This window comes from Frankia nepalensis (genome assembly GCF_016786325.1).
Taxonomy (GTDB): domain Bacteria; phylum Actinomycetota; class Actinomycetes; order Frankiales; family Frankiaceae; genus Pseudofrankia; species Pseudofrankia nepalensis.
The window spans coordinates 18,272-29,588 of record NZ_JADWYU010000156.1; the positions used below are offsets into that span (position 1 = coordinate 18,272).

At 74.2% G+C, this 11,317-nt stretch carries 9 protein-coding genes; 7 read left to right on the plus strand and 2 right to left on the minus strand.

Translation table 11 applies throughout. The features are described from left to right. Positions 1–9: 9 nt before the first annotated feature. From I6A81_RS24570 to I6A81_RS24590, 5 genes are all read left to right on the plus strand, one after another. Entirely contained in the window at positions 10–732 is a 723-nt protein-coding gene (locus I6A81_RS24570) for a hypothetical protein (protein WP_203005798.1), read from the plus strand. Between the two features lie 501 nt (positions 733–1,233). Further along, positions 1,234–2,898: an MFS transporter gene (locus I6A81_RS24575; RefSeq protein ID WP_238430209.1), complete on the plus strand. Its 1,665-nt coding sequence runs from the start codon at positions 1,234–1,236 to the stop codon at positions 2,896–2,898. A 25-nt stretch (positions 2,899–2,923) separates the two neighbouring features. Next, positions 2,924–3,583 (plus strand): TetR/AcrR family transcriptional regulator, encoded by a 660-nt coding sequence (locus I6A81_RS24580; protein ID WP_203005800.1) that lies wholly within the window; start codon positions 2,924–2,926, stop codon positions 3,581–3,583. A gap of 179 nt (positions 3,584–3,762) precedes the next feature. Next, entirely contained in the window at positions 3,763–4,137 is a 375-nt protein-coding gene (locus tag I6A81_RS24585) for a YccF domain-containing protein (RefSeq protein WP_203005804.1), read from the plus strand. 141 nt (positions 4,138–4,278) lie between these two features. Continuing rightward, positions 4,279–4,506, plus strand: coding sequence for a hypothetical protein (locus I6A81_RS24590; protein WP_203005801.1), 228 nt, complete (start codon positions 4,279–4,281; stop codon positions 4,504–4,506). Positions 4,507–4,547: 41 nt separating this feature from the next. Here I6A81_RS24590 and I6A81_RS43845 read toward each other — a convergent pair whose 3' ends face one another. Then, complete coding sequence (locus I6A81_RS43845) at positions 4,548–6,251, minus strand: hypothetical protein (protein WP_238441550.1); 1,704 nt, start codon at positions 6,249–6,251, stop codon at positions 4,548–4,550. A 252-nt stretch (positions 6,252–6,503) separates the two neighbouring features. Here I6A81_RS43845 and I6A81_RS24600 point away from each other — a divergent pair, with 252 nt between their 5' ends. Continuing rightward, a complete protein-coding gene (locus tag I6A81_RS24600) occupies positions 6,504–7,958 on the plus strand; it encodes a DNA polymerase ligase N-terminal domain-containing protein (RefSeq protein ID WP_307874882.1) in 1,455 nt (484 codons plus the stop codon). Between the two features lie 190 nt (positions 7,959–8,148). Beyond that, positions 8,149–9,687 (plus strand): DUF4389 domain-containing protein, encoded by a 1,539-nt coding sequence (locus I6A81_RS24605; protein ID WP_203007707.1) that lies wholly within the window; start codon positions 8,149–8,151, stop codon positions 9,685–9,687. A 61-nt stretch (positions 9,688–9,748) separates the two neighbouring features. Here I6A81_RS24605 and I6A81_RS24610 read toward each other — a convergent pair whose 3' ends face one another. Continuing rightward, complete coding sequence (locus tag I6A81_RS24610; RefSeq protein WP_203007708.1) at positions 9,749–11,062, minus strand: FAD-dependent oxidoreductase; 1,314 nt, start codon at positions 11,060–11,062, stop codon at positions 9,749–9,751. Positions 11,063–11,317: the final 255 nt, after the last annotated feature.

Consider the following 11,317-nt stretch of genomic DNA (forward strand, 5'->3'; position numbering starts at 1 on the left):
GGACAACCGTTGAGAGACCCGTCACTGCCCGCGGCCGTCACCGCCTCGGCGCCCAGGCCGCTCGCGCGGGTGGAGACGCGGCCCTGGCGAGGGCGGGCCGGGCTGGTCACGGTCACCGCGGCGCTGGTGGGGACCGCCTGCGCGCTGGCGGCGCGGGTCGGCTTCCGCGACCGGCTGCTGGCGAGCGACGACCTGCTCGCGGCGAGCGTGGTGTACGCGTTCACCGGCGCCGCGGTCCTCGGGGTCGCGGCCGCGCTGGCGCTGCGCGGCCGGGTCCGGGGCGCCGTCCTGGCGTGTGGGGGCTGCCTGGTGACAGGCGCCGCGACGCTCGCCTTCGGCGTGGAGCGGGCGGGAGCGGACAGCCTCGCGGCCGCCCTGATGCCCGGCATGGTCGCGTCCGCGGGGTTCGGCCTGCTCGCCACCGGCGTGCTGCTCGCGGCGCGGCGGCGGTGGCCCGCGTGGGCCGGCGCGGCGGTGATCATCGCCGCGTGCGCGCTGGAGGCCGGCTTCGCGAGCGGCCTGCCGCTGTGGCCGCGAGACCCGGTGACGGTTCCGGTCGCGGCTCCGCTCGCGGCTCCGGTCCCGGACACGACGGCGGGAGGCGGCGTCCCGCTGGTCCAGTCGACGATCTTTCCCAACGGGGTCGCCGGCTACGTCTGGGCGGACGGCACACCGTGGGACGGCGGCACGCCGCGACCGAGCCCGTGCTGGCTGTCGACCGTCGGATCCTGATCCTGATCGGCGCGGGCACGCTGCTCGTCGGCGCCGGCGGGCTGGCGGCCGTGCCGCGCGCGCGGGCAGGTTCTCGCCCGGGGGTGGCCGCGGCGTCCGGGCTCGTGGCCGGTGGTCCGCCACCCCCGCCGACGCCGCCACCGTGGCGCCAGGAAGGCGTCCCGGCCGGGCCTGATCTCGTCGAGTCCGGCGTCCGCCCCGCCAGCCGGTCCGCTTCCTGGCGGAGGCGTCCCTGAGCGCGTCGGGGTCACCGGATCCGGGCAGACCCCGCCGGACCGTGGCGGACCTCGCCGGGTGACCGAGGCCTGAGCACCGCGCGGGCTCGCCACAAAAGCGGAATCGCATTCCGGTTATCGGTATCATCCGGAGCGCGATTCCGCTTGTCGTCATGCCCGCGAACGGAGCCTCATGTCCCCCGACCCCGGCCCCGGCACCGCGTCAGCCCCCAGCGCCGACGGCGGTCCGTTAGGCCGCCCGGCCGCCCCCGGTCGCGGCAACCCAATGCTGATCTTCGTGACGGTGGTGCTCGGTGCCACCGCCTACTGCGTGCTGCAGGCGATGGTGCTGCCGGCGCTGCCCGTCATCCAGCGGGACCTGGGCGCCTCGCAGGCGACCGCCGCCTGGCTGCTGACCGCGTTCCTGCTCTCCGCGTCGATCGCCACGCCGATCCTCGGCCGCCTCGGCGACCTGCTCGGCAAGCGGCGCGTCCTGGCGTTCGTCTTCGCGGCGCTCAGCGTCGGCTCGCTGATGTCGGCGCTCACCGACTCGGTGGGCGTGCTGATCGCCGCCCGGGTCGTCCAGGGCGTGGGCGGCGGCGTCTTCCCGCTGGCGTTCGGGATCATCCGCGACGAGTTCCCGCCGCACCGCATCCCCTGGGCGATCGGCGTGATCTCGGCCGTGATGGGCGCCGCCAGCGGGCTGGGAGTCGTGCTCGCGGGGCCGCTCGTCGACACGCTTTCGTGGCACTGGCTGTTCTGGGTGCCGCTGATCGTCTCCGCGCTCGCCCTGGTGGCGACGATCGTGGTCATCCCGGAGTCGCGGGTGCGGGCGAGCGGGTCGGTGAACCTGCCGGCGGCGCTGGCCCTGGCCGCCTGGCTGCTGGCTCTGCTGCTCGGCCTGTCCAAGGGCACCAGCTGGGGCTGGACGGCGCCGGGCACGCTCGGCCTGTTCGCCGCGGCGGTCGCGGGGTTCGCGCTGTGGATCTGGATCGAGAACCGCTCGGCCGTGCCGCTGATCGACCTCAAGGTCATGCGGATCCCCGCGGTGTGGCGGACCAACGTGGCCGCGCTGCTGCTCGGCCTGGGCATGTACTCGACGTTCGTCGTGGTGCCGCCGCTCATGCAGACGCCGAGCGAGGCCGGCTACGGGCTCGGCGCGTCGGTGACGGACTCCGGGCTGATCCTGCTGCCGAGCACCATCGCCTCACTGATCGTCGGCCTACTGATCGGCCGGATCAACATTCGGTTCGGCGCGAAGTACCCGCTGGTGTTCGGCTCGGCGCTGACGGCGGGCTCGTTCGTCGTGCTGCTCGTCAACCATGACCACGTCTGGGGCTTCATGCTCTGGTCCCTGCTGCAGGGCGTCGGGATCGGGCTCGCGTTCGCCTCGATCACGTCCCTGATCCTCGACGCCGTCCCCGTCGAGGCGACCGGGGCGGCCACCGGCATGAACGCCAACATCCGCACGATCGGCGGGTCACTTGGCAGTGGCGTCATCGCGAGCCTGCTGGCCGCGGGCACGCTGCCCAGCGGCTATCCCAAGGAGTCCGGCTACGTCGCCGGCATCGTCGTGCTGTGCGTCGCGACCCTCGCGGCGGCCGTCGCCAGCGCGCTGGTGCCCGTCGCGCGACGCGGCCGCGTCACCGTGATCCAGCCAGTCGTCCAGTCGGCCCCGTCCGACGCGACCGGCGGCACGGCGACCGCCACGACGGCCGCGGCCGTCGTGGCGCCCCAGACCTCCCGGATCGGCCTTCCCACCTCCCAGATCGGCCTCCAGAACTCCCGGACCGGCTTCCAGAGCTCCCAGATCGCTCACCTCCCGGATCGGCTACGCCGATCCGGCAGGGACCCTGTCGCCGATCCGGCAGGAACCCCGAATCCGGCGGTAACCCCGGATTCGCCAGGGACCCCGGGCGAGACGATCGCCGCGCCGACGCCCGCCGGCTGACGGCCTGATCACCTAGGCTGGATCCATGACCTCCACGGCCTCGGCCGCCCCGGTTGACCAGAAGCTGCGCTGCGACGCCGCGCGCAACCGGGAACGGGTTCTGGCCGCCGCGATGGAGCTCTATCGGGAGCACGGCGGCGCGTTCACCGTCGAGGAGGTCGCCAGCCGGGCCGGTGTCGGGATCGGCACCGTCTACCGCAGGTTCCCGACGAAGAACGCGCTGCTGGACGAGCTGGCCCGCCCGTTCTTCGAGCAGCTGCTCGCGACCGCGCAGGCCGCTCGCGCGCACCCACGGCCGGCCGAGCGGCTGGAGGTCTTCATCCGGTCGATGGCCGAACAGCACGCGGCCACCGGCGTGCGCTCCGGCCGGCTGTGGGACACGGCGCTCGCCCGGCCGCTGCGCGACCAGTACCAGCGCACCGTCGAGCTGATCCTCGCCGACGCCCGCGACGGCGGCCGGGTCCGCCCCGACGTCGACGTGTACGACGTCGGGGTGGTCATCTGGACCGTCGGCGGGCTGATCGACGCGACCGGCCGGGCCGCCGAGGTAATCTGGCGCCGTCACCTGGACCTGGTCCTCGACGGGCTGCGCCCGGGCGGCCACACCTCGCCCACCACCCGCCCGATCCAGCAGTCCGACTGGGAGGCGCTCGTCGTCGCCGCCCCGGCGTTGCGCCTCGGGTGACCCGGCCGGCCGAGGGTGGCCCGGCCCTGACGGCTGTCCGACAGGGCGGGGCGGCGGGGCCGCCGGCCGCCGAGGATCTGACACGTTCAGGCATTCGGGCCGTCTGACGCTCGAGCGGGCGCGGGCGACCATCCCGGCCTCCCAACCCCTGAGCGCCTGGACCCGCCGGAAGGACGATGATGCGGCTCCTGCTGAACCTCATCTGGCTGGTGCTCTGCGGGCTGTGGATGGCGATCGGCTATGTGATCGCGGCACTGATCTGCTTCATCCTGATCATCACGATCCCATTCGGGATCGCCTCGCTGCGGATCGCGGCATACGCGCTCTGGCCGTTCGGGCGGATGGTGGTGGACGATCCGTCGGCCGGCGCGCCGTCGCTCGTCGGCAACGTGTTCTGGGTGGTCTTCGCCGGCTGGTGGCTCGCCCTCGGCCACCTCGTCACCGGGGTGGCGCTCTGCATCACCATCATCGGTATCCCGCTGGGCCTAGCCAACTTCAAGCTGATCCCGGTGTCGTTGCTGCCCCTCGGCAAGCAGATCGTCGAGGTACCCTGACCGGCCGCGGCCGACGGTTCGACGACAGCGGTTCGGCGACAACCGTTCGACGACGGCGGATTGCCGACGGCGGTCCGGCGACGGCGGTTTGGCGACAGCGGTTCGGCGGTAGTCCGGTCACGCTGGGGGTACAGCGTGACCATGAGTCTTTCGTTCGCCTGGCTGCACCAGCCGCGGTGGCTGGAGATGACGACCGAGCCCACGCCGGAGCCCCTGCCGCCGCGCCGCCCCGACCCGGAGTCCCCCACCGGGCCGACCCTGCCCCCCGACCCCACGCCACCCGAGCCGCCGCACCTGCGATGGGGGCTCCACCGGCCGGGCACCCGCTCGGCCCACACCCGCTCGCGCCACACCAGAGCCGGCCACTGACAGTAGGCCAATACCGACCGCCAGCCGGCCCCGATCGGCCGCTACTGGCCGGCGGGCTTGGGCTTGGGGCCGGTGGAGCGCATGTTGACCAGGCGGCCTAGCAGGTCGAACCAGAAGGGCGCGCCCACGGTGAGGGCGCTGACCGCGATCACCCAGCCGAGGACCTTCAGCGCCCAGTCGCCGGCGCCGTCCGGAACGGCACGCGGGTCGGTGGCCGAGTCCGAGCGGGTCCAGCCGAACGGAAGCTGCAGCGCGCCGATGTCGCGCACGGCCTGGATCACGGACTCGTCGGCTCGTTCATCGGCCGGATCCTCGGCGACACGGAAGATCGTGAACTGCGAGGAATTCAGCGGGAAAGTTATGGTCGGCGGGCTGTCGGACGGCGGAATGGAGCCGATGTAACCGGGAAGCGGGTCGGGATCGAGCTGACTGGGATCCTCGGTCGCTCCGAACGCCCCAAGACCCGTCACCAGGGTCTCGTCATCCTCGGTCCCCTCAAGCTCCCCGATCCCTGCTGGGTCCTCCGTCCCTCCTGGAACCTCCGTCCCTTCCGGGTACTCGATCCCGTCGGAGTCGGAAAGGTCGTCGTATGACAGGGCCTCGGCTTCGGCCGCCGTGATCGCGGCCATTCGGACGGCGCTGTCCTGCCACAGGACGCGGGTCAGGCTGATCACGTCCAGGTTGAAGGCAACGGTGAACAGGACGGCGTAGGCGAGCAGGAACCGGCCAATCCGGCGCTTGTACCAGCCGGTGAGGCGGTCCATCGTCGTGTCGTACCAGTGGGCGAGCTCCGCGACCAGCTTGTCGCGGTCGGCCCCGACCCGCGCGGCGATCGCGACGAGGGCGGTCCGCAGCGGCGACTCGGGCAGCCGGGCGATCTCGGCGGACAGCGGCAGCATCGGCGCCGGGTCGGGCGCCGCCGCCGGTGCTCCCGGCACGGGCGGCGCGGCGGCGCCCGCCGGGCCCGCGGCCACCGGCACCGGCACCGGCGCCGGCGCGCCGGTGGAACCGTCACCGAGCAGCATGACCATCGCGGTCGTGACGGACCGGGCGTGCTCACACTCGGCGGGCGTCGCCTCGTGCAGCGCGAGCGCGGTCCGCGGGGTGAGTCCCTCGTAGGCGGCGCGATAGGCGCGCGCGTACGCGTCGCGTTCCTCGGCCGTCACCGTGTCCGGGAACGTGGCCGTCATCTCGGCGGGGCTGACCCGCGCCAGCAGCGCCCGCGGTGGCGGCTCGACCAAGTCCAGCACAGCGCGGGCGAACGCCGTCGACGCGACATAGGTCGGCAGCTTCAGCTCACGCGCCCGCTGCACGTCGTCGAGCCAGCCCCAGACCGGCGGCCGGTCGGCGACGGCAGGGACGGACCGGCGGCCGCCGGTCCGCAGGCCGCGCAACGGCCCGTCCATGAGCTCGGCCGTCACGTCGCGTGCCGGCGCGCCCGTCGCGCCCCCGTTCGCCGGCACGTCCGAGTTCGCAGGCACGTCCGAGTTCGCCGGCGTGGCCGAGTTCGAAAGAACGTCCGATCGCGGTATCTCGGCGCCCTGGGGCGGGATGATGGGAAGGGGTCCGGCCGGAGAGGAATGCACGGCGCCGGACGTGAGGCGGCGAAGCTCGGCCTCCAGCTGGCGGCCCCGGTAGTTCAGGAAACCGAGCACGGCCTCGTTGACCCGACTGACCGCGACGCTGAACACGGCGAAGACCAGGGCGAGCCCGATGAGCACCTGCAGGACGGCGGAGTCCAGCATGCAGCACCTCGTTCGCGTATGGCCCGACGAATACGGGCCGCGGCATTTCTACCGGAACACCCGGTCGGCGGCCGCGTCGGGGCGCCTCCTCGTGGCGGGCGGGCGTCCGGCATGACGCCCGAGGGCCAGGGGCCGCTGGACGAATACCGTGCCCGGCGGGACCGGTCGCGCACGCCGGAGCCGGTCCCCTCAGCCGCCGCCGGGCAGTCTCGGCCCGCCAGTGAGGTCGGAACGGCTGTTCCGGACGCGCCGGTGGACCACACCGGGGACGACCAGGCCGGCCGCGGCGACACGTTCGTCATTCAGGAACACCACGCGCGGGCGCTGCACTGGGACGTGCGGCTGGAACGCGACGGCGTACTGGTCTCCTGGGCCGTGCCGAAGGGCCTGCCAGTCGATCCGCGTACGAACCATCTGGCCAGGCAGACGGAGGACCACCCGCTCGAGTACGCGGAGTTCGCGGGGGAGATCCCCAAAGGCCAATACGGCGGCGGCACGGTCACGATCTGGGACCGCGGCACCTACGAGCTGGAGAGCTGGACCGCCGACAAGGTCAAGTTCGTGTTGCGCGGCGACCGGGTCCGCGGCCGGTACGTGTTCTTCCGGGCGGGGGGCCGCCGCGGCCCGGACGACTGGATGGTGCACCGAATGGACCCGCCCCAGGACCCGTCCCGCGAGCCGATGCCGACGGCGCTGGAGCCGATGTTCGCGGTTCTCGGCGAGCTGCCGGCCGGGCAGGAGTGGGCCTACGAGGTGAAGTGGGACGGCATGCGGGTGCTGGCCTTCGTCGAGGGCGGCCGGGTCCGCGCCCGCGCCCGCAGCGGCCGCGACGTCACCGCCGCCTTCCCGGAGTTGCGGGCCGTCGGCGCCGCCCTCGGCGCGACCCAGGCCGTGCTCGACGGCGAGATCGTCGCCTTCGGCGCGCACGGCACCCCGGACTTCTCCCGGCTGGCGCACCGGATACACGTCGAGGACGCGGCCGCGGCCCGGCGCCTGGCCCGCCGGATCCCGGTCAGCTACCTCGTGTTCGACCTGCTCTTCCTGGACGGGCACCGGACGACGGAGCTGTCCTACGACCAGCGGCGCGAGCTGCTGAGCGGCCTGCCCGGGCTGACCCTCTCGGAGGAGCTGCCGGGCGACGGGCCCACGGTGCTGCGCGCCAGCGTCGACGCGGGCCTGGAGGGGATCGTCGCCAAACGCCGTTCGTCGCCCTACCTGCCCGGCCGGCGCACCACCGACTGGGTGAAGGCGAAGAACATCCGCGCCCAGACGGTCGTGATCGGTGGCTGGGAGCCGGGCGCGGGCAAGCGGGCGAACCGGATCGGCTCCCTGCTCGTCGGCGTCGCCGACAGCGGGGCCGACACCGGGACCGGCACCGCGTCCGACGCCGACCCCGGCCGACGTGCCGGCGAGCCGGCGCTGCGCTACGCCGGGCACGTGGGGACCGGCTTCAGCGACGCCACCCTGGACCTGCTCGCCCGCCTGCTCACCCCGCTGCGCGCCGACACCTCGCCGTTCTCGGACGTCCCGGCCGCGCGCGCCCGCCGGGCCGTCTGGGTACGTCCCGTGCTGGTCGCCGAGGTCACCTACACCCGTTGGACCCCCGACGCCCGCCTGCTCCATCCGTCCTTCCGGGGCCTGCGCGACGACCTGGCCCCCGAAGACGCCACGGTCGACCCCGGGCCTGGTGACCCCGGGCCCGATTGACGTCGGGCCTGGTTGACGTCGGCTGTCATCGGTCCGAGGAAGGAGGGCGGGGCTGGCCAACGGACCGGCTTGCGGTCGCGGAAGGACGAAATGCCGGTAGCAAGGGCCCGTCGGCCTTGGCGCGGGCGCTCGGGCGCGGGACCGTGGAGAGAGGGATGTTGCCCCGCCGCCTCGAAGAGGGTGCTGACCGATGTCCACCACCGCCGAGCAGTTCAACCCAGCAGGCCATGCGCCGCCTCCGCCGGCCTACCCGGTCCGTGTCGAGGCGGCCCACGAGCCGGACCCTCGGCTGTCACGCTGGCTCTGGCTCGTCAAATGGCTGCTTCTCATTCCACACGGCATCGTCCTGGCGTTCCTGTGGCTCGCGTTCGTGGTGCTCACCGTGGTCGCGTTCTTCGCGATCCTGGTCACCGGGCACTATCCGAGGGCAATCTTCGACTTCAACGTCGGCGTGCTGCGCTGGACGTGGCGGGTGCACTATTACGGCTACGGGGCGCTTGCCACCGACCGGTACCCGCCTTTCACGCTGGGCGACGTTCCGGACTACCCGGCGCGCCTCGACGTGGCGTACCCCGAACGGCTCTCGCGCGGCCTGGTGCTGGTGAAGTCATGGCTGCTCGCGATCCCGCACTATCTCGTGCTCGCGGTGCTCCTCGGCTGGGGCCCGACCGGGACCGAGCACCGCTTCGGCGACGCCACGGCGTTCATGCTCAACGACTGGCCCGGCCTGATCCAGATCCTCGTTCTCGTCGTGGCGGTCGTGCTGCTGTTCGCCGGCCGCTATCCGCGTGGGCTCTACGACCTCATCGTTGGCCTCGACCGCTGGGCGTTGCGCGTCGCCGCCTACGCCGCCCTGATGACCGACCGATACCCGCCGTTCCACCTCCACCAGGGCGGCGGCGACCCGTCGAGCCCGCCGACCGATCCGCTCGACCCGGAAAGCACGAACGGCGTCGACGCAGCCCCGCGTGCCCTGCCGACCCCGCCGGCCGCGGCGGCCGCGGCGGGACCGGGCGCGCGCGGCTGGCGGACCGGCCGGATCGTCGCGGTCGTCGTCGGAGCCGTCTTCGCCCTGGGGTCGCTCGGCCTGCTGGCCGCGGGCGGCGTCGGCCTCTGGGTCGACCAGCATGCCCGCGACGGCCAGTACCTGACCTCCCCGACGCGGACCCTGCGCACCGACGGCTACGCCCTGACCAGCGAACGGTTCACGCTCGGCTCCGGCGTGGTGGACCTGCGGACCGACTGGGACGAGATTCTCGGCACGATTCGCGTCCGGGCGACGTCCACCGACCCCGCGAAGCGGGTCTTCCTCGGCATCGCGCCCACCGGCGACGTCAACCGCTACGTCGATGGCGTCTCCTACAGCGTCGTGCGGCCGGACGGGGACGACAACAGGCGCGACCACCCCGGCGGCCCGCTGAGCACGCCGCCCACGCGCGCGGACATCTGGACGGTGTCGACATCCGGCCCCGGCGAGCAGGCGCTGATCTGGGAACCCCGGGACGGCGACTGGACCCTGGTGATCGCCAACGAGGACGGCGCGGCCGGCGTCGCCGCCCGTACCGACCTCGGCGCCACCGTGCCCGACCTCGGCACCTGGTCCACGATCGCGCTCGGCATCGGCGGCGGCCTGCTCCTCCTCGGCGCCCTACTGATCGCCGTCCCGGTCTACCGCGCCACCCACCACCCCGCCACGGACGCCCGAGACCACCCGGCGAACGGCGCCTGACGGCGCGCCGGCCGTCGGGGGCGGCCTACCAGCCGAACACCGGCGGGCGCCCCGTCGGCCGTCACGTGGGAATCGGGGCGTGGTCGGCGGGGGCCGGCGAGACGCGTTCGGGGCGCAGGCCGACGCCTACGACGCGGGCGGGCAGGCCGCGCAGGAACGGGGCGCGGTCGAGCAGGCGGACCAGTCGGGGCGCGCGGACCGCCGTGTCGGCCGCCAGCGTCGGGCCGATGAAGCCGCGGCCCGCCGCGCGTTGCAGCAGCTGGGTGCCGGCCGTGGGGATCGCGCGGCGACGCTGGATCCTGGCCAGGGTCCTCGTCAGCTCGTCCGGGCCCGCGCCCGCGCGCAGCGGGCCGGCGAGCAGCCGCGCCGCGGCGACGGCGTCCTGGACGGCCAGGTTGATGCCAACCCCGCCGACCGGCGACATCGCGTGCGCGGCGTCGCCGATCAGCAGCACGCCGGGCGCGTGCCAGCGGCGCAGCCGGTCGACGCGCACCGACAGGAACGCGACGTCGTCCCAGTCGGCGACGGCGCCGACGCGGTCGGCGAGCCAGGGAGCGATCCCGGCGACGGCGGCGCGCAGCGCGTCGATGCCGGCCGCGACGGACGCGTCCCGGCCGCCCTTGCGGATGACGAACGCCGTCTGCCAGTAGTGGCCACGGTCGATCAGGACGAGCAGCCGCCCCGCGCCGACCTGCCCCGCGAGGCCCTCGGGGTCGCCGGGCCAGCGGGGCAGCCGGAACCACAGCACGTCCATCGGCGCGCCGAACTCCCGGCGGGCGAGCCCCCGGCCGGCCCGCTCGAGCGCGGCGCGCACGGCCGAGTTGCGGCCGTCGGCGGCGACGACCAGCCGGGCGCGGATCTCGACCCGCCGGGCGGCGGGCCCGGGGGTGGCGGACGTGGAAGTGGTCGCCACCACGCCGCGCACGGGGCCGCCGGCGGGGTCGACGAGCAGGTCGGTGACCTCGTGCGACCGCAGCAGGGTGAAGGTCGGGTACTCGGCGGCCGCCGCCGCGAGCATCTCCAGCAGGTCCCACTGCGGCAGGAACAGCAGGTAGGGGTGGGCGACCCGGAGCCGGGAGAAGTCGGCGACCCGGTAGGTGCCGTCGGCGAAGGTCACGGTCAGTTCCCGCACCCGCCGGCCGGGCAGGGCGTCGACGCGGCCGCCCAGGCCCAGGTCGGCCAGCACGTCGAGGGTGGAGGGGTGGACCGTGTCGCCACGGAAGTCACGCAGGAAGTCGGCGTGCTTCTCCAGCACCGTCACCCGTACCCCGGCGCGCGCGAGCAGCAGCCCGAGCAGCAGGCCCGCCGGCCCGGCGCCGACGACGCAGACGTCCGCCTCGCTGGAGTCCGCGGCCGCGCGGACAGCCTCGGTCATGGTCGGCCTGTACCCGCGCCGGCCACCGCCTACCGCGCTACCCGCCCGGACTCCCGGCCTCGAGAACGGCCGGCTCCAGGTCGAGAGGCGGGCAGGCGGGACCGCGAGAACCCCCTGGGAGGTCCGACGGCCGCGGTAGCGCGACACGCTCGCTAGTGCGCTGACCACGAACGTGTTCCGGTTCGGGTCAGGCGGCCCGTGATCGTGGTCGTCCCCAGCGTTGCTGGCGTTCGGAGCGGACGCGGGCGCGTTCGC

Excerpts from the sequence above, each read along its gene's own strand:
- I6A81_RS24575 (WP_238430209.1), top strand. The coding sequence starts at position 1,234 with ATGCTGATCTTCGTGACGGTGGTGCTCGGTGCCACCGCCTACTGCGTG.
- I6A81_RS24580 (WP_203005800.1), top strand. The coding sequence starts at position 2,924 with ATGACCTCCACGGCCTCGGCCGCCCCGGTTGACCAGAAGCTGCGCTGC.
- I6A81_RS24585 (WP_203005804.1), top strand. The coding sequence starts at position 3,763 with ATGCGGCTCCTGCTGAACCTCATCTGGCTGGTGCTCTGCGGGCTGTGG.
- I6A81_RS24590 (WP_203005801.1), top strand. The coding sequence starts at position 4,279 with ATGAGTCTTTCGTTCGCCTGGCTGCACCAGCCGCGGTGGCTGGAGATG.
- I6A81_RS43845 (WP_238441550.1), bottom strand. The coding sequence starts at position 6,251 with ATGCTGGACTCCGCCGTCCTGCAGGTGCTCATCGGGCTCGCCCTGGTC.
- I6A81_RS24605 (WP_203007707.1), top strand. The coding sequence starts at position 8,149 with ATGTCCACCACCGCCGAGCAGTTCAACCCAGCAGGCCATGCGCCGCCT.
- I6A81_RS24610 (WP_203007708.1), bottom strand. The coding sequence starts at position 11,062 with ATGACCGAGGCTGTCCGCGCGGCCGCGGACTCCAGCGAGGCGGACGTC.